General features: G+C 66.4%; 25 protein-coding genes. 9 read left to right on the forward strand and 16 right to left on the reverse strand.

Annotation, left to right across the window (positions count from 1 at the left end; genetic code table 11):
- The first annotated feature begins 188 nt into the window (after nucleotides 1-188).
- Nucleotides 189-821, forward strand: coding sequence for an O-methyltransferase (locus ACUYM2_RS13275; protein WP_481600477.1), 633 nt, complete (start codon nucleotides 189-191; stop codon nucleotides 819-821).
- Between the two features lie 63 nt (nucleotides 822-884).
- Here the strand turns inward: ACUYM2_RS13275 and ACUYM2_RS13280 are convergent, their stop codons facing one another.
- The 4 genes from ACUYM2_RS13280 to ACUYM2_RS13295 all read right to left on the reverse strand — a co-directional run bounded on the left by ACUYM2_RS13280 (nucleotide 885) and on the right by ACUYM2_RS13295 (nucleotide 3,907).
- Nucleotides 885-1,052, reverse strand: a complete 168-nt coding sequence (locus ACUYM2_RS13280) for a DUF3117 domain-containing protein (RefSeq protein WP_079550332.1) — start codon at nucleotides 1,050-1,052, stop codon at nucleotides 885-887.
- Nucleotides 1,053-1,275: 223 nt separating this feature from the next.
- Nucleotides 1,276-2,529, reverse strand: a complete 1,254-nt coding sequence (locus tag ACUYM2_RS13285) for a hypothetical protein (RefSeq protein ID WP_481601496.1) — start codon at nucleotides 2,527-2,529, stop codon at nucleotides 1,276-1,278.
- Between the two features lie 32 nt (nucleotides 2,530-2,561).
- The gene (locus tag ACUYM2_RS13290; RefSeq protein WP_481600478.1) at nucleotides 2,562-2,972 is read right to left on the reverse strand and encodes a DivIVA domain-containing protein; all 411 of its coding nucleotides are present in this window, start codon (nucleotides 2,970-2,972) and stop codon (nucleotides 2,562-2,564) included.
- Between the two features lie 35 nt (nucleotides 2,973-3,007).
- Nucleotides 3,008-3,907 (reverse strand): LOG family protein, encoded by a 900-nt coding sequence (locus tag ACUYM2_RS13295; protein WP_481600479.1) that lies wholly within the window; start codon nucleotides 3,905-3,907, stop codon nucleotides 3,008-3,010.
- A gap of 155 nt (nucleotides 3,908-4,062) precedes the next feature.
- On the opposite strand from ACUYM2_RS13295, the gene ACUYM2_RS13300 reads away from it, so the two are divergent.
- The 4 genes from ACUYM2_RS13300 to ACUYM2_RS13315 all read left to right on the forward strand — a co-directional run bounded on the left by ACUYM2_RS13300 (nucleotide 4,063) and on the right by ACUYM2_RS13315 (nucleotide 7,337).
- Nucleotides 4,063-4,818, forward strand: a complete 756-nt coding sequence (locus tag ACUYM2_RS13300; RefSeq protein ID WP_481600480.1) for an amino acid ABC transporter ATP-binding protein — start codon at nucleotides 4,063-4,065, stop codon at nucleotides 4,816-4,818.
- A 58-nt stretch (nucleotides 4,819-4,876) separates the two neighbouring features.
- Nucleotides 4,877-5,761, forward strand: a complete 885-nt coding sequence (locus ACUYM2_RS13305) for a glutamate ABC transporter substrate-binding protein (protein WP_481600481.1) — start codon at nucleotides 4,877-4,879, stop codon at nucleotides 5,759-5,761.
- Between the two features lie 89 nt (nucleotides 5,762-5,850).
- Entirely contained in the window at nucleotides 5,851-6,501 is a 651-nt protein-coding gene (locus tag ACUYM2_RS13310; protein ID WP_481601497.1) for an amino acid ABC transporter permease, read from the forward strand.
- On the forward strand, nucleotides 6,498-7,337 hold the full coding sequence (locus ACUYM2_RS13315; RefSeq protein WP_481600482.1) for an amino acid ABC transporter permease: 840 nt from the start codon (nucleotides 6,498-6,500) through the stop codon (nucleotides 7,335-7,337). Before ACUYM2_RS13310 ends, ACUYM2_RS13315 begins: the two co-directional genes overlap by 4 nt.
- 90 nt (nucleotides 7,338-7,427) lie before the next feature.
- On the opposite strand, the gene dapE is transcribed toward ACUYM2_RS13315, so the two are convergent.
- On the reverse strand, nucleotides 7,428-8,552 hold the full coding sequence (dapE, locus tag ACUYM2_RS13320) for a succinyl-diaminopimelate desuccinylase (RefSeq protein WP_481600483.1): 1,125 nt from the start codon (nucleotides 8,550-8,552) through the stop codon (nucleotides 7,428-7,430).
- A 156-nt stretch (nucleotides 8,553-8,708) separates the two neighbouring features.
- Here dapE and dapD point away from each other — a divergent pair, with 156 nt between their 5' ends.
- Nucleotides 8,709-9,719 carry a 2,3,4,5-tetrahydropyridine-2,6-dicarboxylate N-succinyltransferase gene (dapD, locus tag ACUYM2_RS13325; protein ID WP_481600484.1) on the forward strand — a complete coding sequence of 337 codons (1,011 nt, stop codon included), beginning with the start codon at nucleotides 8,709-8,711 and terminating at the stop codon, nucleotides 9,717-9,719.
- 65 nt (nucleotides 9,720-9,784) lie between these two features.
- Nucleotides 9,785-10,636, forward strand: coding sequence for a hypothetical protein (locus ACUYM2_RS13330; RefSeq protein ID WP_481600485.1), 852 nt, complete (start codon nucleotides 9,785-9,787; stop codon nucleotides 10,634-10,636).
- Between the two features lie 23 nt (nucleotides 10,637-10,659).
- Here the strand turns inward: ACUYM2_RS13330 and ACUYM2_RS13335 are convergent, their stop codons facing one another.
- From ACUYM2_RS13335 to fdxA, 5 genes are all read right to left on the reverse strand, one after another.
- Nucleotides 10,660-11,271: a hypothetical protein gene (locus tag ACUYM2_RS13335; protein WP_481600486.1), complete on the reverse strand. Its 612-nt coding sequence runs from the start codon at nucleotides 11,269-11,271 to the stop codon at nucleotides 10,660-10,662.
- A gap of 59 nt (nucleotides 11,272-11,330) precedes the next feature.
- Complete coding sequence (locus ACUYM2_RS13340; RefSeq protein WP_481600487.1) at nucleotides 11,331-11,969, reverse strand: TetR/AcrR family transcriptional regulator; 639 nt, start codon at nucleotides 11,967-11,969, stop codon at nucleotides 11,331-11,333.
- 147 nt (nucleotides 11,970-12,116) lie between these two features.
- The gene (locus tag ACUYM2_RS13345) at nucleotides 12,117-13,400 is read right to left on the reverse strand and encodes a citrate synthase (protein ID WP_481600488.1); all 1,284 of its coding nucleotides are present in this window, start codon (nucleotides 13,398-13,400) and stop codon (nucleotides 12,117-12,119) included.
- Nucleotides 13,401-13,631: 231 nt separating this feature from the next.
- Entirely contained in the window at nucleotides 13,632-14,780 is a 1,149-nt protein-coding gene (gene dapC, locus ACUYM2_RS13350; RefSeq protein ID WP_481600489.1) for a succinyldiaminopimelate transaminase, read from the reverse strand.
- Nucleotides 14,781-14,792: 12 nt separating this feature from the next.
- Nucleotides 14,793-15,119 (reverse strand): ferredoxin, encoded by a 327-nt coding sequence (fdxA, locus tag ACUYM2_RS13355; RefSeq protein WP_056737938.1) that lies wholly within the window; start codon nucleotides 15,117-15,119, stop codon nucleotides 14,793-14,795.
- Nucleotides 15,120-15,271: 152 nt separating this feature from the next.
- Here fdxA and ACUYM2_RS13360 point away from each other — a divergent pair, with 152 nt between their 5' ends.
- A complete protein-coding gene (locus ACUYM2_RS13360) occupies nucleotides 15,272-15,523 on the forward strand; it encodes a putative acetyltransferase (protein WP_481600490.1) in 252 nt (83 codons plus the stop codon).
- 246 nt (nucleotides 15,524-15,769) lie between these two features.
- Here the strand turns inward: ACUYM2_RS13360 and ACUYM2_RS13365 are convergent, their stop codons facing one another.
- From ACUYM2_RS13365 to typA, 3 genes are all read right to left on the reverse strand, one after another.
- On the reverse strand, nucleotides 15,770-16,579 hold the full coding sequence (locus ACUYM2_RS13365) for a type IV toxin-antitoxin system AbiEi family antitoxin domain-containing protein (RefSeq protein ID WP_481600491.1): 810 nt from the start codon (nucleotides 16,577-16,579) through the stop codon (nucleotides 15,770-15,772).
- 192 nt (nucleotides 16,580-16,771) lie between these two features.
- On the reverse strand, nucleotides 16,772-17,155 hold the full coding sequence (locus ACUYM2_RS13370) for a hypothetical protein (protein WP_481600492.1): 384 nt from the start codon (nucleotides 17,153-17,155) through the stop codon (nucleotides 16,772-16,774).
- 27 nt (nucleotides 17,156-17,182) lie between these two features.
- Nucleotides 17,183-19,111 carry a translational GTPase TypA gene (typA, locus tag ACUYM2_RS13375; protein ID WP_481600493.1) on the reverse strand — a complete coding sequence of 643 codons (1,929 nt, stop codon included), beginning with the start codon at nucleotides 19,109-19,111 and terminating at the stop codon, nucleotides 17,183-17,185.
- Nucleotides 19,112-19,381: 270 nt separating this feature from the next.
- On the opposite strand from typA, the gene ACUYM2_RS13380 reads away from it, so the two are divergent.
- Complete coding sequence (locus ACUYM2_RS13380; RefSeq protein ID WP_481600494.1) at nucleotides 19,382-20,218, forward strand: SGNH/GDSL hydrolase family protein; 837 nt, start codon at nucleotides 19,382-19,384, stop codon at nucleotides 20,216-20,218.
- A gap of 130 nt (nucleotides 20,219-20,348) precedes the next feature.
- On the opposite strand, the gene ACUYM2_RS13385 is transcribed toward ACUYM2_RS13380, so the two are convergent.
- From ACUYM2_RS13385 to ACUYM2_RS13395, 3 genes are read right to left on the reverse strand one after another with little or no spacing between them, the layout of a single operon-like run.
- Nucleotides 20,349-22,070 (reverse strand): ABC transporter ATP-binding protein, encoded by a 1,722-nt coding sequence (locus ACUYM2_RS13385; RefSeq protein ID WP_481600495.1) that lies wholly within the window; start codon nucleotides 22,068-22,070, stop codon nucleotides 20,349-20,351.
- Nucleotides 22,071-22,081: 11 nt separating this feature from the next.
- Nucleotides 22,082-23,074, reverse strand: coding sequence for an ABC transporter permease (locus ACUYM2_RS13390; protein WP_481600496.1), 993 nt, complete (start codon nucleotides 23,072-23,074; stop codon nucleotides 22,082-22,084).
- Nucleotides 23,064-23,993, reverse strand: coding sequence for an ABC transporter permease (locus ACUYM2_RS13395; protein WP_481600497.1), 930 nt, complete (start codon nucleotides 23,991-23,993; stop codon nucleotides 23,064-23,066). Before ACUYM2_RS13395 ends, ACUYM2_RS13390 begins: the two co-directional genes overlap by 11 nt.
- Nucleotides 23,994-24,007 lie beyond the last annotated feature (14 nt).

Below are 24,007 nucleotides of genomic sequence, written 5' to 3' on the forward strand. Positions count from 1 at the left end.
GTTGCAAGCTCCTACACCCCTAGATTCGGCGCCGATCACCACGCGGATGAGCGGATAACCATCATTTCAAAATAAGCTGGGAATTTCCTGACGTCGCCCGTTCTTCCGCCCACGGCGGAAGGCCGAAGAGCCTGCCGAACGCAGTACGCTGTATGAAACACTCCCCTCCTGCCCGGAAAGCGATACCCATGAGCGCCGATAAGTCCACGAGCTGGTCCTACGCAGAAGATCTGCCTGCCGAGGATGAGGTTTTGTTGCACGCGCGCGAACGGTCTTTCGAACTGGGCGTCACCCCGATCGGGCCCGGCGTCGGCGCCGTCCTGACGGTCCTCGCCGCCGCCTCGAAGGCGCAGACCGCGGTGGAAATCGGCACCGGCGCGGGCGTCTCCGGCGTCTGCATCCTGCGGGGCCTCGGCCCGCAGGCCGTCCTGACCACGATCGACGTAGACGTCGAGCACCTGCGCGCCGCACGGGAGTCCTTCCAGGAGGCCGGCAGCCCGGCCAACCGCACCCGGACCATCTCCGGCCGCGCCGGCGACGTGCTGCCGCGCCTGACGGACGGCGCCTACGACCTGGTGTTCATCGATGCGGATAAGCCCAGCTACCCCAGCTACGTCGAGCAGGCCATCCGGCTGCTGAAGTCCGGCGGCCTGCTGATCGTCAACGACGCCCTGGACAAAGACCGGGTTTCCAACCCCGCGGCCCGCGAGGCAACCACGGTTGTGCTGCGCCAGATCGGCAAGTCCATCCGCGACGACGACCGGCTCGCCTCGGCCATGCTGCCCACCGGCGACGGGCTGCTGGTGGCTGTCAAGAAGTAGCCCGGACGCGGCAAAGGGCCCGCCGCCATCAGGCTGCGGGCCCCTTCGAGCGCGACGAAGAAGCTATTCGGTAACGCCGACCAGGCATTCCTTGAGGTTTGTCGCTTCTGCAGCGTTGAGTTCGACCACAAGCCGTCCCCCGCCTTCGAGCGGAACCCGCATGATCAGGCTGCGGCCCTCTTTGGTCACTTCCATAGGGCCGTCGCCGGTGCGTGGTTTCATAGCCGCCATGAGGAATATCCCCTCCAGTAGTCCCGTGACTTACCAGCCCGGCCGGGCTGTGTCCGCTTGGTCAAACAAGCCGCCCGGCGGCGATGGAGCAGCCGCCGTGGCTCAACACTCAGTTTTCCTTGCTTAGGCCCTATTATCCCGTAATTACGCGCTTGTAGCTAATCGATGGACTTTCCCCGGCCCCAAGGATTGCCGCATTCCCGGTCCACAAAGGTGTCCGGCGTCACGGCGGATAGTCGCCGCCGCCGGGCAGTTCGGCCCACGCCCACAGCCACACAACCCACACGATCTGTAGCAGTAAAAACATGATAATAACCGTGCCGCGGTAGGCGCGCGAACGCGAGACCAGGGCCGCACTGAGGGCCAGCGGGAACAACGGCAGGAGCATACGGAAAGTGCTGGTTTGCGGGTGCAGGAACACCAGCAGGTACCCCACGTAACAAACGCACCAGAGCCGCAGTTCCGTGCCCAGCGCAGCAACCGGCCTCGACATCATCAACAGGACGAAGGCGGCGACGAAGACGAACGGCGCCAGCAGCCCGAGGACTGGCCCGAACAGCTGGACGCCGGTATCGAACCATGGTCTGAACGGCACCAGGTCGTGCCCGCGCCACACGGTTTCGGTCTTGGTGTAGGCCTGGACGTCGCCGGTGGTAGCCCAGGCGATGGCGGGCCACAGCAGCGCGCCGACGCCACTGGCGGCCGCCAGGCCGGCCAGGGACCACAACTCGTGGGGGCTTTGCTGCCCACGGGCCGGGCCGTGCTGGCCGTGTTGGACATCGAGGGCGGACCGGCCGCGGAACCGGGCGGCGAGGTGCGGGTACACGCGGGAGAGGAACAACAGGCCGGCCATCGCGGCGAACGGCACGCCCGTGGGCCGGGACAGGCACATCAGGAGCACCACCGGAATGGCCCGGAGGTACCGCCGGCGAACCACCAGCAGCAAGGCGCCGGCCAGCAGCAGCAGGTTCAGCGACTCCGCGTACGGCACCTGCAGCACCGCCGCGACAGGAAAGGTGCTGAAGAACAACGCGCCCCAGAGCGCGGTGCGGTGCGTGGCCTTGAGCCGGAAGAGACGGTACACCACCAGGGAGGCCGCCAGCCCGGACAGCATGGCGATGACCGTCAGCGACGCCGCCGGAGCGATACCGCTCAGCCCGGTGAGCGCGCGGCCCAGCAGGGGGAAAAGCGGGTAGAAGGCCCAGGCGTTTTCCTGGACGTTGCCCGCCTCGTCGGTTGGTAGTTCGGTGGGATAGCCGTTCCGCAGGGCCTCGCCGTACCAGCGGGCGTCCCAGATATTGATGAAGTTCCAGTAGTCCGGTTTCGCCGGAAACCAGGGGTTCACGCCCTGATGCAGGGCGGCCGCCATGAAGATGCACGCACTGACCAGTCGGGCGGCCACGAAAAGGCCGCCGACCTGCAGCCACCACGGCCAGCGGGCAGCGTGTGTGCCGGCTGCGGTGATCCGGCTCCACACGGCAGAGTTAAGGCCGTTCTGCGCCGTTGCGTTCACGGGGCGGGATCCGGCGCGGGGGCGGCGTCCCGTTCCGGCTGCGCGGAGTCGGACTGCGCGGGTTGGAGCTGCGCGGGTTCGCGCAGCGTGCTTTCCAGCTCCGTACGGAGGCCGGCAATTTCGCGGTCCTTCCGGGCGATCTGGTCCCGGAGCTCGTCGAGGACCTGGTCCACCTGGTCCATCCGGTAGCCGCGCACGCCAACGGCGAACCGGATGCGGTCGACGTCGGCGGGTGCGGCATCCGCGGGCAGCAGCACGGCCGGCAGCGAGGCCACCGGCTCATCGAAGCCGTCGTTGAAGGGCTGCTCACCTCCGCGGCGGCGGAAGATCCGCGGGGCCAGGTCGGTGCCGACGAGGATGGCGACGGCGGCCAGCACGACCGCCACGAAGACCAGGAAGAAACTCACAGCTCCATCGTGCCAGACGCGGCCGTGCGGACTGCTCAGCCCCGCGGGCCGTTGCCGCCGCCGCCGGTGCCGTTGTTTCCGGCGCTGCCGTTTCCAGCGCTGGGGTTGGTCCCGTTCGGGTTGCGGTGGCGGGCGGCACCTTCGACGATAAGTTCGACGGCGAGCGCCGGATCATCGACCACCTGCACCAGGTCGAGGTCTTCCTCCGCCATCATGCCCTCGGCGACCAGCGTCGTCTGGATCCAGTCCAGCATCGGGCTCCAGAAGGCGGTGCCAATCAGCACGATCGGGAACGAAGTCACCTTGCGGGTCTGGACCAGGACCATGGCCTCGAAGAGCTCATCCAGGGTGCCGAGCCCGCCGGGGAGCACGATGAATCCCTGAGCGTACTTCACGAACATGGTCTTGCGTGCGAAGAAGTAACGGAAGTTGATGCCCAGGTCCACCCATTGGTTCATGCCTTGTTCGAAGGGCAGCTCGATCCCGAGGCCCACCGATACCCCGTTGCCTTGGACCGCGCCCTTGTTGGCCGCTTCCATGGACCCGGGACCGCCGCCGGTGATCACCGCCAGGCCAGCTTCGGCCAGTTTGCGGCCCACCTCGACGCCGAGCTCGTAGTTGAGGCTGCCCGGAACGGTCCGGGCGGAGCCGAAAACACTGACTGCCGGCCCGAGGTCGGCGAGGGCGCCGAAGCCTTCCACGAATTCGCTCTGGATCCGCAGGACCCGCCATGGGTCGGTGTGCACAAACTGTCCGGGGCCCTTGGTGTCCAGCAGTGTCTGGTCGGACATCGTGACCCTGGCCGCCTTGCGGCGCAGTTCCAGCGGCCCCTTGTGCCGGATGCCGTTGGCCGGCGGTGCGTCCCGCCGCCCGGGACCTGCCTTCGGTGCGGCGTTCTGGTCTTCGGTGGGCTGCGGCTCGGTACTCATGCCCATAGGCTAGCGCGGATCGGCGGGTCCGGCTCCGCGGCACGTCGGGCCCGGCGGACCGTGCTGCAGCACCCTGACCTGCGGATATCTCTTGGGTCACGATGTCGACCAACTCCGAGTGATTGGGGTCATAATCCGCTAATGTTCGCTAGATTCTTCTTATGACTACTCAAGTGCCCGGCGATGCCCTCGTCTCCCTGAATGCCGTCAACAAGCATTACGGCCAGTTGCACGTCCTCAAGGACATCAATCTGAACGTCCGCAAGGGAGAGGTCGTTGTTGTCATCGGTCCCTCGGGCTCCGGCAAGTCAACGCTCTGCCGCGCCATCAACCGGTTGGAAACCATCGACGACGGCGTCATCACGATCGACGGCAAGGAACTTCCCGCAGAGGGCAAGGAACTGGCAAAGCTGCGCGCCGACGTCGGAATGGTGTTCCAGTCCTTCAACCTGTTCGCGCACAAGACGATCCTGGAAAACGTCACGCTCGGCCCGATCAAGGTCAAGGGTGTGTCCAAGTCCGAGGCCGACAAGGACGCCATGGCACTGCTGGAGCGCGTCGGCGTCGGACACCAGGCTCCGAAGCTGCCGGCCCAGCTTTCCGGCGGGCAGCAGCAGCGTGTCGCGATCGCCCGGGCCCTGGCCATGAAGCCGAAGGTGATGCTCTTCGACGAGCCCACCTCCGCGCTGGACCCGGAAATGATCAACGAGGTCCTTGACGTCATGATCCAGCTGGCCAAGGAAGGCATGACGATGATCGTCGTCACCCACGAGATGGGCTTCGCCCGCAAGGCAGCCGACCGCGTGGTGTTTATGGCCGACGGCCAAATCGTCGAGGACGCGACGCCCGAGGAGTTCTTCACCAACCCGAAGAGCGACCGGGCCAAGGACTTCCTGTCCAAGCTCCTGACCCACTAGCCGTTTCCCGTTTCGCATCCGGACCGCCAAACGGCGGTCCTCCAATGAAAGGAATGTCATGAAGGCATTTTTGACCCGGAGGAAGTCCCTCCTCCTTGCGGCGTCCGCGGCCGTGGCCCTGTCCTTGAGCGCCTGCGGAGGCGGCAGCTCCACGGGCACCAACCCGCCCGTCGCGGAAAAGCCGAGCTTCGCCGCTGATACGACGATGGCCAAGCTGGCCTCCGCCGGCAAGATCACCGTGGGCACCAAGTTCGACCAGCCGCTGTTCGGTCAGAAGGGCCTCGACGGCAAGCCTGTCGGTTTCGACGTGGAGATTGCTAAGCTGCTTGCCGCAAAGCTGGGCATCCCCGCCGACAAGATCGAGTGGGTCGAAACGGTATCCGCCAACCGCGAAGAATTCCTCAAGCAGGGCAAGGTGGATATGATCGTCGCCACCTACACGATCAACGACAAGCGCAAGAAGGAAGTCGACTTCGCTGGCCCCTATTACGAGGCGGGCCAGGCGCTGATGGTGAACAAGGACAACACCTCCATCACCAAGCCTGAAGACGTCAAGGGCAAGAAAGTCTGCTCCGTGACGGGATCCACCCCCGCCGACACGATCGTGCAGAAGTACGGCGCAATCCTGGTCCCGGCCGCGACATACTCGGCCTGCCTTGAGCCGCTGCGCAACAAGCAGGTTGAAGCCATCACCACCGACAACGTCATCCTGGCCGGCTTCGTCGACAAGGAGCCCGAAGCCTTCAAGCTCGCCTCGGACGAAACCTTCACCAAGGAGCCTTACGGCATCGGAGTGAAGAAGGGCGACACCGCGTTCCGCAACTGGATCAACGACCAGCTCGAGGAGTTCGCTAAGAACGGCGACTACAAGAAGGCCTGGGAGGCAACCGCCGGCAAGGTCATCAAGACCGCCCCGGAACTTCCCGCCATCAACCGTTACTAGCCAGGAGTGGCGGTCACGGCCCACGTTCACGGCCCGTGACCGCCACTCCCGTCTTCCGCTCGACCCCCTCAACGCAGCTGAAGGACCCTATGGACGTCATCATTGAGAACCTCCCCCTGTATTGGGAAGGCTTTCTCAGAACCCTGTTCCTTGCCGTAGTTTCCGGCATCATCTCCTTGGCCGTCGGCACCCTGCTGGCCGCGGCCCGTGTCTCGCCCGTGGCAGCGTTGCGGGGGTTCAGCATGTTTTACGTCGAAATCGTCCGTAACACCCCGCTGACCATCGCATTTTTCTTTGCCGCCATAGTCCTTCCCCGGCTGGGCGTCACTTTCCAGCAGTTCGAAGTCGCCGCTATCATCGCCCTGAGCGCCTACACGTCGGCGTTCATCGCGGAGGCCGTCCGCTCCGGCGTCAACAGCGTCCCCGTGGGCCAGGCCGAGGCCGCCCGCAGCATCGGCATGAAGTTCAGCCAAGTACTCTCCCTGATCATCCTGCCGCAGGCCCTGCGCACAGTGATTCCGCCGTTGATCAACATTCTGATCGCCCTCGTGAAGAACTCCTCGGTTGCCGGCGCCTTCTTTGTCCTCGAACTTTTCGGCTACGGCAAGCAGCTCGCCAACGCCAACGGAGACAAGGTCCTCTGGGTCTTGGTCGGCGTGGCGTTCTTCTACCTGCTCATCACGGTCCCGCTCGGTATTCTGGCCGCCCGGGTTGAACGAAAGGTGGCGATCGCCCGATGACGTCTGTACTTTACGATGTTCCTGGGCCCAAAGCCCGGCGTGTTTCCCTGATCGCCTCCATCATCGGCTCGCTCCTCATCGCGGGCCTGTTCGCCTTGGCCATCGTGACCCTGGCCGGCCAAGGAATCTTTGAGGCGCGGAGGTGGGAAATTTTCGGGAATCCGGACGTCTGGAAGCTGATCGGTGACGGGCTGGGCGCCACGCTTGCTGCGGCCGCATTGGCAGCAGTCATCGCCTTCCCGCTGGGGCTCATCATCAGCCTGCTGCGCATCTCGCTGGTACCGGCCATCCGCATCCCGGTCCGGGTGGTGCTGGAATTCCTGCGCGGCATGCCCGTGGTGCTCATGATGTTCTTCGTGCTTCTGGTCTTCGGCACGAGCTCCTACATCGCCGTCGTTGCCGGTCTGGTGCTGTACAACGCGGCCATCTTCGCGGAAATCATCCGCGCCGGCATCCAGTCGCTGCCGAAGGGCCAACGGGAGGCCGGCCTGGCGATCGGCCTAACGAGTTTCCAGTCCCGGCTCTTCATTGAACTTCCGCAAGCGATCCGCCGGATGCTGCCCTCGCTGGTAGCGCAGCTTGTGGTCCTTTTGAAAGACACCTCGCTCGGCTACATCGTCGCGTACGGGGAACTGCTGAGGGCGGTCCAGGTGATGGCCGATTTCCTTGGACCCCAGTTCCTGTTCCCAATCTTTTTCGTCGCTGCTGCCATCTACATCCTCATCAACTTGGCAGTCTCGCGCCTCGCGATTTGGATCGAGAGGCGCGGCTCCAAGAAGGCCGCCGGCGGCACCGCCCACGTTCCAGTGGGCGTCGAAGCCAGCGCTCCCGTTTAACACCGGCTAAATACAAGAGGTCCGGGACCCCCCGTCGGGTTCCGGACCTCTTGCGTTGGTGCTTTCCTGGGCCGCTTGGCTCCCGGCGCGCTACACGCCCAGCCAGCTCCGCAGCGCCCGCAGGCATTCGCGGATCGCCTCGGCGTCCACGTGCTCGTCGTCCTTGTGCGCAAGCAGCGCGTCGCCCGGGCCGAAGTTCACGGCAGGTACGCCGAGCTCGCTGAACCTCGCGACGTCGGTCCAGCCGTACTTGGGCTTCGGCTCCGCACCCACGGCGGCGACAAAGGAAGCGGCGGCGGGGTGGTTCAGGCCTGGGCGGGCCCCGGCCGCACCGTCGGTGCGGACCAGGTCGAACCCGGCCAGCAGTTCGCGGACGTGCTCTTCAGCCTGTTCCAGGGATTTGTCCGGCGCGAAGCGGTAGTTGATCTCCACGACGCAGCGGTCCGGGATGACGTTGCCTGCGGTTCCGCCGTTGACCCGCACGGCGTTGAGGCTCTCCCGGTAGTCCAGGCCGTCCACGGTGACGGTCCGGGGCTCATAGGCGGCCAGCCTGGTGAGGATCGGCGCCGCGGCATGGATGGCGTTGCTGCCCATCCAGGCACGCGCCGAGTGGGCCGCCTCGCCCACTGTGGTGGCCTCGAAGCGGATGGTACCGTTGCAGCCGCCCTCGACGGTCCCGTCCGTGGGTTCCAGGAGGATCGCGAAGTCGCCTTCGAGCAGGCCCCCGTGGTTGCGCACCAGCCGGCCGAGGCCGCTCTTGACCCCCTCCACTTCCTCATGGTCATAAAAGACGAAGGTGACGTCCTTGTCCGGCTGCGCGCCGCCGTCGAACAGCCCAGCCGCCAGCGCCAGCTGCACCGCAACGCCGCCCTTCATGTCGGTGGCACCGCGCCCGTAGAGGATGCCTTCCCCCGGCGCCCCGGAGGGCCAATAGGAAGGCAAGGTGCCCAACGCGCCGTCGGTGGTCGGCAGCGGGACGGTGTCCAGGTGCCCGGCAAGGATGACCCGCTCGTTCCGGCCGAGATTAGTGCGGGCGATCAGCGCGTCGCCGTCGCGGGTCAGCTCGAGCTGCGGGATGGCACGGAGCGCGTGTTCCACGGCATCGGCCAGCCGGCGCTCCTCCCCCGAGACGCTGAAAATGTCGATGATGTCCGCGGTCAGCAGGGCAACGTCCTGGCGCAGGTCCAGGCGGGCGGGGGCAGTGTGCTCAGTCACCGTTCCACTGTATATGCCCGCTACCCCACCCGACCGACTCGCAGTTGTTGTCGTTTTGGGGCGCTTCGGTTCAGGCGGTGATTACGACAACCAGTGCCAGCCAGTTGGGCCGTCACCGGTTTCGGGGAGCGCAGGGGCCCTCTATAGACTTGACGCATGACTGAAACCGCTTCTGCTGCCGTGCCCGCCGACGCCCGCTCCGCCTACGGATACGGAGTCGCGACCATCGCCCTCCGTAACGGTGAAGCCACCGTGCTGGACGTCTGGTTCCCGGCTCCGGCGCTTGGAACAGCGCCGGAAAACCTGCGCGACGTCGCCAACGCGGACCAGGCGCTGCTGGACATCGCCGCCCACGGAACCGACGCCGACCGCGGCACCGAACAGAAGGTCGTTTTCGTCCAGATCCACCTCGACGAGGCACCGGCCGACACCGCGGACGCGTATCTGCGCCTGCACCTGCTCTCGCACCGCCTGGTGCAGCCGAACAGCATCAACCTGGACGGCATTTTCGGCAAGCTGCCCAACGTCGTCTGGACCAACTTCGGCCCCGCCGCCGTCGAGGACTTCGAATTGACCCGTGCCCGGCTGCGCAAGCGCGGCGCCGTCACCGTTTACGGCGTGGACAAGTTCCCGCGGATGGTCGACTACGTCATCCCCTCCGGCGTCCGGATCGCCGACGCCGACCGGGTCCGCCTGGGCGCGCACCTGGCCGAAGGCACCACCGTCATGCACGAAGGATTCGTGAACTTCAACGCCGGCACGCTCGGCACGTCCATGGTCGAGGGCCGTATCTCCGCGGGGGTAGTGGCCGGCGACGGCTCCGACGTCGGCGGCGGCGCCTCCATCATGGGGACCCTTTCCGGCGGCGGCAAGGAGAAGATCTCCCTCGGCGAGCGGGTCCTGCTCGGCGCCAACTCCGGCGTGGGCATCAGCATCGGCGACGACTCCGTCGTCGAGGCCGGCCTGTACGTCACGGCCGGCACCCGGGTGCGGGTGGCCGGGCCGAAAGACGCCGACGGCGAGGACACCAGCCGGATCGTTAAGGCTGTCGAACTATCCGGCGTCCCGAACCTGCTCTTCCGCCGCAACTCCTCCACCGGCGAAGTGGAAGTGCTCCCGCGCCGGGGGCAGACCGTTGAGCTCAACGAGGCTCTGCACGCGAACTAGGCAACGGCGGACAACCGACCGGCTGAAGCATGGACCGGCCCTGGCGGGCCCGAGGGAGTAGTTACGTGGCACGCAGAGGTGGCTGGCGCCGTCGGATCGTGCTGTTACTGGCCCTGGCCATGGTGGCGGGCGGCATCTACACAGCGATGGGGTTCCTGCAGCGCTCGGAAACGCTGATCACCGAGCGCTGCACCGCGGTGGGCGCCGGCGGCGAGGACCTGGCCACCGACCAGGCCGCGAATGCCGCACTCATCAGCGCGACGGCGGTCCGGCGCGGGTTGCCCGCGCGCGCCGCGAGCATCGCCCTGGCCACATCCATGCAGGAATCGAAGTTGCGCAATATCGGCCACGGCGACCAGGCGGGCCCGGATTCCCGTGGCTTGTTCCAGCAGCGGCCCTCACAGGGCTGGGGCACCGAGGATCAGGTGATGAACCCGTACCACGCCACCAACGCGTTCTACGATGCGCTCGAAAAAGTTCCGGACTACGAGGTAATTCCCATCACCGAGGCCGCCCAGCGGGTCCAGCGTTCTGCGTATCCGGGTGCGTACGCCCAGCACGAGGCCATGGCCCGGGCTTTCGCCTCGGCCCTGACCGGACAGACCGCCGCGGGCCTCGATTGCTCGCTGCGCAAGCCGGAGGCCGCCGGGGACGCCGGCCGGGTCCGGCAGCGCCTGATGGCAGCGTTCGGCACCCTCCCGGCAACGGTGGCCGGACGGACGGTGGCGGTCCAGGCCCAGGACACCCGGGCGTGGGCCGTGGCGCAGTGGGCCGTGGCCAACGCGAAGGCCCTGTCCATCACCGAGGTCCGCGTGGACGGTCAGCACTGGTCCCGGCTCTCGCACGACGGCTGGCAGCCAGCGGACGGGCCGGCGGGGCAGGTCAGCATCACCGTCGCGGAAAAGCCGGCGCCCTAGCCGCTGGCGCGGGCACCCGGGCCTCAGACCAGCAGGTCCACGACCGGCTGGACGTAGCTGCGGAACAACTCCGGCTCGGACAGCAGCGCCGAGCTCATGATGATTTTGTCCGGCTCCAGGTACCAGGCCCGCGGCTCGGCGAGGGGAAGCTCAATGATGGTCAGCTCGAAGTCGCGTGCAGCCCGGCCGACCTCAAGCAGCCGGTCGTCCACCATGTCGGCGAGCAGCTGGGTGGCCCCGCTGGCATCCCGCTCCGCTTCGAGCGCCAGGTACTCGCCGCGGCGTTCCCGCGCCCAGCTGAGGGCGGCGCCGAAGTGGGCCTGGAGGACCCGCCGGAGGGCCGGGGAGTTGCCGAAGGCGCGGAACCCCGGCGGTCCCAGCTCGGGCTCCATCTCCGGGTGGGCCTTAAGCAGTTGCGCCCACCACGCCTCCCACTCGGTTTTCAGGGCCGGCATGCCGCCGACTTCGTCAATCAGATGGGAATGGTCGGAGGACCGGATCTTCGGGGCCACGTGGCAAAGTGCGGGGTGGCCCGCGGTGTCCAGGCCGGCAGCGTCACGGACGTAGAGCGCTATGAGCATTGGACCTGAGGTGTCCATGGTGATTCGCCAGCCGGGACCGCCTGTGTGGTGCATCCGATTTGCCTCCCTTGGCAAGACGTACTTTTCCAGTCTATTCCTGAAGGTAGCGCACGTTAATGGCTGGCATTGCGGCGGCCCAGGCTCGCCAGATGGGCTTCCAGTACATCGTGGCACATTTGCGCCGTCATCCATTCCGGCTGCAGCAGGGCGTGCATGGTCAATCCGTCCAGCACGGCCAGCAGCCGCTCGGCCTCGGTGATCAGTTGCTGCTGCCCGGCGCCGTCCGCGGCCCCGCCGTTGCCGGCCAGGTCCATCATCAACCGGCCCACGACCGCGGCCACCGCGCGGTGGCTGCGGTCGGCTTCCGCAGCGAGGAAAGACCTGGTGCGGGCGGCGTTCTTGAAGGCCATCCAGACGCAGGCATCAACGGCACGCTCCTCATCCAGCGGCAACAGTTCCCCCAGCAGGGTTAACACGCCGCGGCGGTGCTCGGCCGACCCCGGGGCCGTCCCCGCCAGCCTGGCCTCGGCGGTCTCCAGGCGGCCGGCGATCCGGTCCACCACGACGCCGAAGGAGTGGGCCAGGAGTTCGTCGCTGCTGGCGAAGTAGTGCCGCACCGAGCCCACCGCCAACTCAGCTTCGTCGGCCACTTCGCGCAGCGAGGCCCGTTCGAGCCCGTCTGCCGCGACGATCCTGAAGACGGCTTCAACAACTTCCTGGCGCCGCAAAGCAGCGTCGACAAATTTGGGCATTGCTCCTTTTTAGCACGGATGTGCCCTCATGCCGTCGCTCCACGCCGGTCACACCCGCAACTCCAGCACCACGAAGGGCCCACCAACGACGCCGGCCGCACTCCTCTTGCGTGAGGTGCGCGGCCGGCGTCGTTAGCGGGTCCTGGCTTAAACGGAAGGGTAGTTCCGTTCCGGCTCTCCCGTGTAAAGCTGGCGCGGACGGCCGATCTTGGTGTTCGGGTCGCTGATCATTTCGCGCCACTGCGCGATCCAGCCCGGCAGCCGGCCGATCGCGAACAGCACGGTGAACATCTTCTCCGGGAAACCCATCGCCTTATAGATCAGTCCGGTGTAGAAGTCAACGTTCGGGTAAAGCTTGCGCTCGATGAAGTAGTCATCCTGCAGGGCCTTGTCCTCGAGGCGGAGCGCGATGTCCAGCAGCTCGTCGTTGCCGCCGAGCTTGCTGAGGATCTCGTGCGCGGTGGCCTTGACGATCTTGGCACGCGGGTCATAGTTCTTATAGACCCGGTGCCCGAAGCCCATCAGGCGGACGCCGTCTTCCTTGTTCTTGACCTTTTCCATGTAGTCCTCGGGCTTGATGCCGTCGGCCTGGATCTGCCGGAGCATCTTGAGCACGGCCTCGTTGGCGCCGCCGTGGGCGGGGCCGAAGAGCGCGTTGATGCCGGCCGAGACGGAGGCGAAGAGGTTGGCGTTGGAGGAGCCGACCAGCCGGACCGTGGAGGTGGAGCAGTTCTGCTCGTGGTCCGCGTGCAGGATCAGCAGCAGGTCCAGGGCCTTCGCGACCACCGGGTCCACCTCGTACTGCTCCGCCGGAAGGCCGAAGCTCAGGCGCAGGAAGTTTTCCACCAGGTTGTGGGAGTTGTCCGGGTACAGCATCGGCTGGCCGACGGACTTCTTCAGCGCGTACGCGGCGATGACGGGCATCTTGGCCAGCAGGCGGTAGGTGGACACCTCCACTTGCTCGGCATTAAACGGGTCCAGCGAGTCTTGGTAGAAAGTCGACAAGGCCGACACGGCCGAGGACAGCACCGGCATCGGGTGGGCGTCGCGGGGGAAGCCGCTGAAGAAGCCCTTGAGCTCTTCGTGCAGCAGGGTGTGGTGCCGGATGCGCTGGTCGAAAGCCTCCAGTTCGGTCGGCGTCGGCAGGTTGCCGTAGATCAGCAGGTAGGAAACTTCCAGGAAGCTGGAGTGCTCGGCGAGCTGCTCGATCGGGTAGCCCCGGTAGCGCAGGATGCCGGCGTCGCCGTCGATGTAGGTGATGGCCGATGTGGTGGCCGCGGTGTTCATGAAACCGGGGTCAAAGGCAACGGCGCCAGTGTGCTTCAGCAGCTTGGAAACGTCATAGCCTTCGTTTCCCTCAACAACCTTGATGCGGGGGAGCTCGAGCTCGCCGCCCGCGTGACGCAGGATTGCGCTGGTGGTCTCAGTCATGGATTCTCCTCATGAGGCATCGGGGCCCCTGTTGAAAGCTTGATCCAACATCTGGTGCGGCCGCCCACGGAACCTGTATCTGGACACGGATTCCAACGGCTGCGCTGCCTTCTTGTGGAAAGCCACCATTGATAGTCAGTTAAAAACTACCGCCAGTTCGCGGGTGGCACTAATCCGGAGGGTCTCCAGGGCGACCAAATCCCCCATCTTGTGGCCCGTATCACAGCTTTGTTACGGTCCCGTAGCCAGCCGCTCGACGGCGGCATCGATCCGCTCGTCGCTGGCCGTCAGCGCCACCCGTATGAAACCGTTGCCGGCGTCGCCGTAAAAGACGCCGGGGCCGACGACGATGCCGCGCTCGGCGAGCCTGCCGACTGTGTCCCACGTGGCCTCGCCCGCGGTGGCCCACAGGTACAGCCCGGCTCGGGATTCGTGGATGGTCAGGCCGAACCGCTCCAGGGCCGGCACGATCCGTTCCCGCCGTCCGCGGTAGAGGTCCTTCTGCGCCGCCACGTGGGTATCGTCGCCGAGTGCCACGCGCATGGCTTCCTGGACCGGGTAGGGCACGATCATGCCGGCGTGTTTGCGGCTGTTCACCAGGTTCGCCATGATAGCCGGGTCACCGCCGACGAATGCGGCCCGGTAGCCGGCGAGATTTGACTGCTTGCTCAGCGAATAGACCGCCAGCAGGCCGTCGTGGGAGCCTTCCGCGACCTGTGGGTCGAGGAGGCTGGGGACCGGCGCGCCGCCGCGCTGGACGTCCCATTCGCCCCAGCCGAGTTCGGCATAGCACTCGTCCGAGGCGACGACCGCACCGAGTTCCCGGGCTTGGCGGACGATCCGCCGCAGCGAAGCGGCGTCGCGGACGCCGCCGGTGGGATTGGCCGGCGAGTTAACCCATACGAGCCGCACGCGCGACCGGGTCCCGGCGTCGAGCTCGTCCAGGTCGTCCGCCGCGACGTGCTCGGCCCCGGCGAAGGTGGCCCCGATGTCGTAGGTGGGGTACGCGACGGTCGGGCGGACGACGACGTCGCCGGCTTTGAGTCCCAGCAGGAACGGCAGCCACGCCACCAGTTCCTTGGACCCGACCGTGGGCATGACGTTCAGCGGGTCCAGGCCGGGGACGCCGCGGCGGCGTGCAAACCAGGCTGCGATCGCTTCCCGCAGCGCCGGAGTGCCGTGCACTGTCGGGTAGCCGGGGGCGTTAGACGCCGCCCGCAGCGCCTCCTGCACCAGTGCCGGCGTGTCATCGACGGGAGTGCCGATGGAGAGGTTGGCCATTCCCCCGGGGTGCTCCGCGGCCCGCGCGAGATACGGGGCCATGGCCTCCCACGGGTAGTCGGGCAGGCTGAGTCCGAAGCTGCGCACCGCAGATGTCACCGGGGCGCCGTCCTAGTTGTCTTGGTTCTGCGGCGGCAGCGCAGCGATCATGGGGTGGTCCGTGTGGGTGTTGCCGATCTTGGCTGCGCCGCCCGGGGAACCGAGCACGTCGAAGAACTCGACATTGGCCTTGTAGTAGTCGGCCCATTCCTCGGGGGTGTCGTCCTCGTAGTAGATGGCTTCCACCGGGCAGACGGGCTCGCAGGCGCCGCAATCGACGCACTCATCCGGATGGATGTACAGGGAGCGTTCACCTTCGTAGATGCAATCGACGGGGCACTCTTCAATACATGCCTTGTCTTTGACATCTACACACGGCTGCGCGATTACGTACGTCACGTCCCTGGCCTCTCCACGTTGGTTCCGGCGTCCCGCCGGTTCTTGCTCCCGGCCTGAGCGCCGGGCTGCTAACTTCCGAGCCTATTATCTCCCAGTCTGATCCCACGAACCTAGCCGGGCGTCACAGAGCCCGCGCGCCCTACTATGAACTGGTGAGTTCACCGATCCCCCAGCCGCACCAGTTCCTCTCCGACGCGCCGCTGGGCACCCGCGTGGTAGTGCGCTACCGGATCGAGGGCGGCCTCCTCACGGACGCTCTCGGCGAACTTGTGGGGAGAGCCGACGGCGGCTGCACCGTCCGCACCCGGCGCGCCGACGTCGTCATCCCGCTGCGGCTCGTCGTGGCCGCCAAGGAAGTGCCGCCCGCCCCGCCGCGCCGTTCCCCTGGACATGCCCTCCCTTAGCCCGGCCCGCGGGACATGCCCTCCGCTAACCCGCCCCCACGGGACATGCTCTCCTTGCACCCTGAGCAATGGACATAATGCCCTTATGCCCATCCTTGGCCGCACGGGCGGGGCATGTCGCCTCGCGCCCGGCCGGGCCAGTGGAGCATGTCCATCGTTGGCTACGGATCCGGCACATGTCACTGGGAGAGCGCAGGGACGGCGCGTGTCCAAGGGACATCGACGCCGGGGCAGCGATACCCGTTCTCAGGCGGCCGCGGATATCCGGCTCAACGCCTCACGGACCATGGCGACGAATTCGTGCGGGCGGTACTTGAGCAGCGCGTAGGTTACGACCAGCGTGGGCACGCCAAGCCGCGTGGTGACGTTCCACCGTCGTCGGTCTTCTTCGAAACTCACTCGGTCCATATGAAAACCGGCCCCGTCGGCTTCGATTCCGAGCCGGCCGTCCACCATGAGGTCCAGATGCCCCATCCCCGGTATGTTCACCTGCGACTCGACGTGGAAGCCCGCCCGCCGCAGGAGGTACCGCGCCACACATTCGATGGCAGACTGCGACTGCGGAACGATGGCTGCGGCGATTCGCCGTTCGCGAGCGTCGCTTCTGCCGGCCAGGCGTTGTCGAAGTCCTGACAGTGGAAGGCCCTTGAGAACAACGGCGGATTCGGCGATCACGAGGCCCTCCAGCTCCGGCAGGCAGCGCAGGCTCTGAACCACGGTGTCCAACAAGGTCGGCGGGGCCGCCGCGCGATGGCAGACGTAACCGGAGTAGCTACGGCTATGGGTCACCGCAACGTGCGGTTGTTCGGCCGCGCCAAGCACCCAGAGCCCGGCCAGCTGGGCGGCACTAACGCAGGCGGGCTCGGCGGGCAGGGACCGGATGGCCACCAGCAGCGGATCCGCATTCGGTGTCGTGTAGACACCCCGGGCTACCCGGGTGATAGCCCCGCTGGCAAGGGCCTTCCTCAGCTGGAAGTCCGACACCCCCGCTCCCGCGAGATGCTTGGCGCGGGCCACGCCGTCGTAGCTGGCAAGGACTTCACTGACTTTGGCCATGGTCCCAATGTTCCGAAACCTCCCCCGTTCCGGGCACCCGGGGCCAGCGCTATGTGCAAAAGTGCGGGGCCAGGGTTGGACATGCCCATGGCTCACGACGGGACATGTCCGGTGCCCGGCCTGGGTGGTGGACATGGTGCCAGTATGCCCACGCTGCGCAGCGAAGAATGAGCATGTCCCGCGGCGGGCGGGTTACGTCCGGGGCTTTGTCCCGGCGTAGCGGCGGCACCAGGCGAGCATGGCCACGGTGACCGCCGCAATGCCGAACATCCAGAGGTACCCCGCGAAATCCCCGAGGATCAGCCGCCTTCCCGGGTCCAGGGTGGACCACCAGCCGGTGAGCGCGTAGCAGCCGGCGCCACACACCGCCGTCGCGAGCATGGACCGGAACGCCGCACCTAGCAGCAGCTCCACCGACGCCAGCAGCGCCAGTGCGGCCACGGCACCCCAGGGGAGCTCGACGCCGCCGACCGGCAAACGCTGCCGGTGCAGCACGGTGCCGGCCAAGGCAACAAAGAGAGCTGCCGGCAGGGCGGCGGCAATACCGCCTGCCCTGACGGCAGCTCTCTTAGTCACGTCTCAGCCGAAGCCCGGAGGCCGGGATCAGACCTTGGCGCGGGCGCGGTTGGCCTTGGCACGCTCGTTGGTGTCCAGGATGACCTTGCGGATCCGGATGGACTCCGGGGTCACCTCGACGCACTCGTCCTCGCGGGCGAATTCGAGGGACTCCTCGAGAGTCAGGTCACGCGGCGGCGTCAGGTTCTCGAAGGTGTCGGAGGAAGCGGCACGCATGTTGGTGAGCTTCTTTTCCTTGGTGATGTTGACGTCCATGTCGTCGGCCCGGGAGTTCTCGCCGACGATCATGCCCTCGTACACCTCGGAGGTGGGCTTGACGAAGAACGATCCACGTTCCTGCAGGTTGATCATGGCGAACGGGGTCACCACACCGGCGCGGTCGGCGATCATCGAACCGTTGGTGCGGTACTCGATCGGGCCGGCCCACGGCTCGTAGCCCTCGGAGATGGAGGCCGCGATGCCGGCGCCACGGGTGTCCGTGAGGAACTTGGTGCGGAAGCCGATCAGGCCACGGGCCGGGACGATGAACTCCATGCGGCACCAGCCGGTGCCGTGGTTGGCCATGTTGGTCATGCGGCCCTTGCGGGCGGCCATGAGCTGCGTGACGGCGCCGAGGTACTCTTCCGGCACGTCGATGGTCATGTGCTCCATCGGCTCGTGGATCTTGCCGTCGATGGTCTTGGTGACGACCTGCGGCTTGCCGACGGTCAGCTCGAAGCCTTCGCGGCGCATCTGCTCGACCAGGATGGCCAGCGCAAGTTCGCCACGGCCCTGGACTTCCCAGGCATCCGGACGCTCGGTGGGGAGCACCTTGATGGAGACGTTACCGATCAGTTCCTTGTCCAGGCGGTCCTTGACCTGGCGGGCGGTCACCTTCGCGCCCTTGACCTTGCCGGCCAGCGGCGAAGTGTTGATACCGATGGTCATGGAGATCGCGGGATCGTCCACCGTGATCAGCGGCAGCGGCTGCGGGTTCTCGGCGTCGGTCAGGGTCTCACCAATGGTGATTTCCTCGATACCGGCGACGGCGACGATCTCGCCCGGGCCCGCGGACTCGGCCGGGACGCGGTCCAGTGCCTTGGTGGCGAGCAGTTCGGTGATCTTGACGTTCTTGAGCTCGCCGTTGGCGCGCGCCCAGGCCACGGTCTGGCCCTTGCGCAGGGTGCCGTTGTAGATCCGCAGCAGGGCCAGACGGCCGAGGAACGGCGAAGCGTCCAGGTTGGTGACGTGCGCCTGCAGCACACCGTTCGGGTTGTACGTCGGGGCCGGGATGTGGTCGATGATCGTCTGGAACAGCGGCTCCAGGTCCTCGTTCTCCGGAGCGGTGCCGTCGGCGGGCTGCTCAAGGGAAGCGCGGCCGACCTTGGCGGCGGCGTAGACAACCGGGACGTTAAGGATCTTGTCCAGGTCCAGGTCCGGAACTTCGTCTGCGAGGTCGGAGGCCAGGCCCAGGAGCAGGTCCATGGACTCGTGCACGACTTCTTCGATCCGGGCGTCGGGGCGGTCGGTCTTGTTGACCAGCAGGATGACCGGGAGGTGCGCGGCGAGAGCCTTGCGCAGCACGAAGCGGGTCTGCGGCAGCGGGCCCTCGGAGGCATCGACGAGCAGGACGACGCCGTCGACCATGGACAGGCCGCGCTCGACCTCACCGCCGAAGTCGGCGTGGCCGGGGGTGTCGATGACGTTGATCGTGATGGTCTCGCCGTGCGAGGACGGACCGTTGTAGGCCACCGTGGTGTTCTTGGCCAGGATGGTGATGCCCTTTTCGCGTTCCAGGTCACCGGAGTCCATGACGCGGTCTTCGAGGTGGTTGTGCTCGGCAAAGGAGTTGGTCTGCTTGAGCATGGCGTCGACCAGAGTGGTCTTGCCGTGGTCAACGTGGGCCACGATCGCGACGTTGCGCAGGTCACTGCGCGATGCAGTGGCTACCGCAGTGTTGGTGGTGGTTTCAGACATGCGTTATTGCTCGATTCAGTGGTGAAGTCAGCTGTGGTATCGCGACATTTCCAACCGGAACGCACGACGTACAAGGCCCTTTGGCACAGGGCACCTTCATCCATTCTAGACGCTAGGGCATTTATTGGCCTAAAATCCGGAAGCGCCCCTCCCCCGCCCTGTTACCGAATCGTGAGCCCACCGGTCCGATGCGTGACCAAAGTCACTGGCAATCGGGGCAGGGATGCCCCATCATTGCTGAAGTAACTACGAACGCGCGGGGAGTCCCACATGCGAAGTGCCCCGGTGATGGCCCGTATCATCCCGCCCGTGCTCGCCGCAGCCCTCGCCCTTGGCGGGTGCGCACCGGCCCTTCACTCGGCGGCACCGCCCAACTCCTCCGACCGGGTAAAGGCTGTCCCGGCTGCCGCCGCGGCCGCTCCCGGCCAACCTGCCGCGGCGGGGTCCGTCCGCAGGAAAACCGTCGTCGACCCGCACAGCCTGCCCGCCGGCTCGCTGTACCGGAACCCTGCGAGCGGCAGGGACGAACTCATCGTCGAGGACATCGAACACACTGCGGTGCTGATCGGAGATTCCCAGTCCGAGCCTGCGGGGAGCTGGCCGAGGCTGGCCCTTGAGCGGCTGGGATTCGACGTAGTTTTCTGCGGCGGGGGCGGTACCGGCTTTGTGGCAAGCAACGGCGTCCGCGGCAACTACATCGACGCGCTGGAGAACGGTGACTGGCACCTGCCTTACGGCTCACCCCCGGTGGTGGTGATCGAGGGCGGCGGAAACGATGCGTCCAAGGGTGCCTCGGATGTCGAGATCGCGGAGAACGCCGAGCGCCTGATCGGGGCCGTCGAACACCGCTACCCCTCGGCCGACGTCGTGATGGTCGGGACGCTCGCGCGGGGAGCGCAGGCCGGCGGCGGACGCCGGACGGAGGTGGACTCGCTGCTCGGCGCGGTCGCCATCGAGTACGGACTCTCATTCGTCAGCGTGGGCGACTGGCTGACCCGCTACGGCCTCGCAGAACATCTGGCTGATGACCGCCACCTGGACCCGGAGGGCCACGAGATGGCGGCGGTCGAACTGGAGAAGCGGCTCGAGGCGCTCGGGCTTACCTAAGGAGCAGACGGCGCGTGCAGCGAGAAACAAGCGCAGCGCGGGACATCGGATGGCAAAACGAGCCGGCGCCCACCAGCAGGTGGACGCCGGCTCGTCTGTCGACGCGGCGGTGCCGTGCGGCGGTCGGCTGCTAGGCCGTTGCCGCCTCGGGCGGAAGCATCAGCTTGGCACCGGGAATCGCGTTCAGCAGAGCCTTGGTGTAGTCCTGCTGCGGCGAGTCGAAGACCTCGTCGGTGGAGCCGGTTTCGACCAGCTTGCCGCTCTCCATCACGCAGACGTGGTCGGCGATCTGCCGGACCACCGCCAGGTCATGGGTGATGAACAAATAGGTCAGGCCCAGCCGGGACTGCAGCTCCGCGAGCAGGTTCAGCACCTGCGCCTGGACCAGCACATCCAGGGCCGAGACGGCCTCGTCGCAGATGATCACCTCGGGATCGAGGGCCAGGGCACGGGCGATAGCCACGCGCTGGCGCTGACCGCCGGAGAGCTCGTTCGGGTACCGCTGCATGGTGGACTGCGGCAGCGCCACCTGGTCCAGCAGTTCCCTCACTTTCTTCTCGCGGCTGGCCTTGTCCCCGATCTTGTGGGTCCGCAGCGGTTCCTCGATGGTCCGGAAAATGTTGTACATCGGGTCGAGGGAACCGTAAGGGTCCTGGAAGATCGGCTGCACGCGGCGGCGGAAGGCGAAGAGCTCCTTGCTGTTCAGCGTGGAGGTGTCGACGCCGTCGAACACGATTTTGCCTGAGGTGGGCGGCAGCAGGTTGAGGACCATCTGCGCCACCGTGGACTTGCCGGAACCCGACTCCCCCACAATCGCCGTCGTCGTTCCGCGCTTGACGCTGAAGGAGACGTTGTCCACCGCGGTGAAGTCGGTGGAGCGTCCGAAACCGGAGCGCAGTTTGAAGACCTTGCGCAGGTTCTCAATCTGCAGCACCTCGTCGGGCAGGGTCGTCTCGACGACGGCGTCCTCGGCGGGCGCCAGCAGATCGCCTGAACCGACGCCCAGTTCCTTGGCCGCCTGGATCCGCCGCGATGCCAACGAGGGCGCCGAGGCGACCAGCCGTTGGGTGTACGGGTGCTGCGGGTTTTGCAGCAGTTCCAGGGACGGCCCCGACTCCACGACCTGTCCGCGGTACATCACCACGACCTTGTCGGCGCGTTCGGCGGCCAGGCCCAGGTCGTGCGTGATGAGCAGGACGGCCGTTCCGAGTTCGGTGGTCATCTTGTCCAGGTGGTCCAGGATCTGGCGCTGCACCGTCACATCCAGGGCCGACGTCGGCTCATCGGCGATGAGCAGGCGCGGCTGGCAGGACAGGCCGATGGCGATCAGGGCCCGCTGGCGCATACCGCCGGAGAACTCGTGCGGGTACTGGTTGGCGCGGCGGGCAGCGTCCGGCAGGCCGGCCTCGGACAGCACCTTCGCGACGTCGTCCGGCCCGCTGGGCAATCCGTTGGCCTTGAGGGTTTCCCGCACCTGGTAGCCGATCTTCCAGACCGGGTTGAGGTTGGACATCGGATCCTGCGGTACCATCCCGATGCTGTTGCCGCGCAGCTCGATCATGCGCTTCTCCGAGGCGTGGGCAATGTCCTCGCCGTCAAAGATCACCTGGCCGGCGGCCACCCGGCCGTTGCTGGGCAACAGGCCGATGGCGGCCAGCGCCGTCGTCGATTTGCCCGATCCGGACTCGCCGACGATGGCAACGGTCTCGCCCGGCATCACCGTGAGGTGTGCATTGCGGACCGCGCTGACCTCGCCGTTGCTGGTGGTGAAGCTGATCGCGAGGTCCTTGATTTCAAGGAGCGGTCGACCGGCGGAGGCACCGGCTTCGTGGATTTCGACAGAGGCGTTCATGGCGTCCCCTTTCATCGCTTGCGCGCTTTGGGATCGAGCGCGTCACGCAGGGCGTCGCCCAGCATGATGAAGCTCAGGACGGTGATGGACAGCGCGATGGCCGGGTACAGCAGCGGCATCGGGTTGGACCGCAGGGACGCCTGCGCTGCCTGGATGTCGTTGCCCCATGACATGACGCTGGGCGGCAGGCCGATGCCCAGGAAGGACAGCGTGGATTCCGCGACGATGAAGGTGCCCAGCGAAATGGTGGCCACAACGATGATCGGCGCGAGCGAGTTCGGCAAGACGTGGCGCATGAGCGCACCGAACTTGGAAACGCCCAAGGACCGGGCAGCCGTCACGAAGTCCGCGTTGCGGACCTCGATCACGGCGCCGCGGGTGATGCGGGCGATCTGCGGCCAGCCGAAGGTGATCAGGATGATGACCAGCGTCCAGGCCGTGCGGTTGGCACGGAACACCGGCAGCTGCATCAGCACGATGGCGCCGAGGATCAGCGGCAGCGCGAAGAAGATGTCGTTGATGCGGGCCAGGATGGCATCCACCCAGCCACCGTAGTAACCGGCGAGGGCGCCCATGACGCCGCCGATCAGCAGCACGCCAAGCGTGGTGAACAGGCCAACCGTCACCGAGGAACGGGTGCCGAAGATGACGCGGGCGTACACGTCGCAGCCCTGCTGGGTGAAGCCCAGCGGGTGCCCGGCCGCCGGTCCGGCGTCGGAGTTGGCCAGCTGGCACGCCTCCGACGCCGGGTCAATGCCGGAGAAAAGCGACGGAAAAAGGGAGACGGCAACGACGACAAGGATCAGGAAGGCGGAGATCAGGAAGAGCGGCTGCTTGCGCAGGTTCTTCCACGCTTCGCCCCAAAGGCTCAGCGGCGCCTGGTCTTCCTTGACGGTATCGGTTGCCTGTAGCGGGGTCTCGGCAAAATCGGCGACGTAGTGTTCGACGTGCCGCTTCACCGGCGGCGCAACGCTCGTGTCTGGGGTCATGTTCTCAGGCGTCATAGCGGATCCTCGGGTCAAGCCAGGCGTAAAGCAGGTCTACAAGCAGGTTGGATACGACATAGATCAGCACAAGCACCGTGACGATCGAGACGACCGTGGGACCCTCCCCCTGCGTGACTGCGCGGTACAGCCGGTTGCCGACACCGGGCACGTTGAAGATGCCCTCGGTGACGATGGCACCGCCCATCAGGGCGCCGAGGTCGGCGCCGAGGAAGGTGATCACCGGGATCAGCGAGTTGCGGAGGATGTGCACGCGGACGACGCGGAACCGGGACAGCCCCTTCGCCGTGGCGGTGCGGACATAATCGGCGTTCATGTTTTCTATGACGCTGGTCCGGGTCAGGCGCAGGACGTAGGCGAAGGAGGCCAAGCCGAGGACGATGGCCGGCAGGATCAGGTCCTGGACCGTGGCGGCCGAACTGACGGTTGGCTTGGCCCAGCCAAGCTGGACGCCGATGGTGAACTGCAGCAGGAAACCGAGCACGAAGATCGGGATGCCGATGACGATCAGGGACGCGACCAGCACGGTCGCATCAAAGAACTTGCCCTTGCGCAGCCCCGCGATCAGGCCGAAGACGATGCCGAAAACGGCTTCAAAGATCAGTGCCATGACGGCCAGCCGGGCCGTGACGGGGAAGACCTCGCCCAGCACCGCGGCGATCGGGCGTCCGGAGAAGTCCTGGCCCAGGTCGAAGGTGAAGATCCCCTTGAGGTAGAGCAGGTATTGGATCCAGAACGGCTGGTCCAGGTGGTACTGCTCCCGGAGCTTCGCGGCGACGGATTCGTTGACCGGCTTGTCGCCAAAGAGCGCCACGATGGGGTCGCCGGGCAGACTGAAGACCAGGAAGTAGACAAGCAGCGTGGCGCCCAGGAAAACCGGGATCAGCTGCAGAAAACGCTTGAGGATGTAAGTCGCCATCAGCGAACGACACC

It is taken from the genome of Arthrobacter sp. SD1074B (assembly GCF_056780195.1).

Excerpts from the sequence above, each read along its gene's own strand:
- ACUYM2_RS13380 (WP_481600494.1), top strand. The coding sequence starts at position 19,382 with ATGCGAAGTGCCCCGGTGATGGCCCGTATCATCCCGCCCGTGCTCGCC.
- ACUYM2_RS13280 (WP_079550332.1), bottom strand. The coding sequence starts at position 1,052 with ATGGCGGCTATGAAACCACGCACCGGCGACGGCCCTATGGAAGTGACC.
- ACUYM2_RS13310 (WP_481601497.1), top strand. The coding sequence starts at position 5,851 with ATGGACGTCATCATTGAGAACCTCCCCCTGTATTGGGAAGGCTTTCTC.
- ACUYM2_RS13335 (WP_481600486.1), bottom strand. The coding sequence starts at position 11,271 with ATGCACCACACAGGCGGTCCCGGCTGGCGAATCACCATGGACACCTCA.
- ACUYM2_RS13395 (WP_481600497.1), bottom strand. The coding sequence starts at position 23,993 with ATGGCGACTTACATCCTCAAGCGTTTTCTGCAGCTGATCCCGGTTTTC.
- ACUYM2_RS13305 (WP_481600481.1), top strand. The coding sequence starts at position 4,877 with ATGAAGGCATTTTTGACCCGGAGGAAGTCCCTCCTCCTTGCGGCGTCC.
- ACUYM2_RS13365 (WP_481600491.1), bottom strand. The coding sequence starts at position 16,579 with ATGGCCAAAGTCAGTGAAGTCCTTGCCAGCTACGACGGCGTGGCCCGC.
- ACUYM2_RS13300 (WP_481600480.1), top strand. The coding sequence starts at position 4,063 with ATGACTACTCAAGTGCCCGGCGATGCCCTCGTCTCCCTGAATGCCGTC.
- ACUYM2_RS13275 (WP_481600477.1), top strand. The coding sequence starts at position 189 with ATGAGCGCCGATAAGTCCACGAGCTGGTCCTACGCAGAAGATCTGCCT.
- ACUYM2_RS13345 (WP_481600488.1), bottom strand. The coding sequence starts at position 13,400 with ATGACTGAGACCACCAGCGCAATCCTGCGTCACGCGGGCGGCGAGCTC.
- ACUYM2_RS13340 (WP_481600487.1), bottom strand. The coding sequence starts at position 11,969 with ATGCCCAAATTTGTCGACGCTGCTTTGCGGCGCCAGGAAGTTGTTGAA.
- typA (WP_481600493.1), bottom strand. The coding sequence starts at position 19,111 with ATGTCTGAAACCACCACCAACACTGCGGTAGCCACTGCATCGCGCAGT.
- dapD (WP_481600484.1), top strand. The coding sequence starts at position 8,709 with ATGACTGAAACCGCTTCTGCTGCCGTGCCCGCCGACGCCCGCTCCGCC.
- ACUYM2_RS13295 (WP_481600479.1), bottom strand. The coding sequence starts at position 3,907 with ATGGGCATGAGTACCGAGCCGCAGCCCACCGAAGACCAGAACGCCGCA.
- ACUYM2_RS13385 (WP_481600495.1), bottom strand. The coding sequence starts at position 22,070 with ATGAACGCCTCTGTCGAAATCCACGAAGCCGGTGCCTCCGCCGGTCGA.
- ACUYM2_RS13390 (WP_481600496.1), bottom strand. The coding sequence starts at position 23,074 with ATGACGCCTGAGAACATGACCCCAGACACGAGCGTTGCGCCGCCGGTG.
- ACUYM2_RS13315 (WP_481600482.1), top strand. The coding sequence starts at position 6,498 with ATGACGTCTGTACTTTACGATGTTCCTGGGCCCAAAGCCCGGCGTGTT.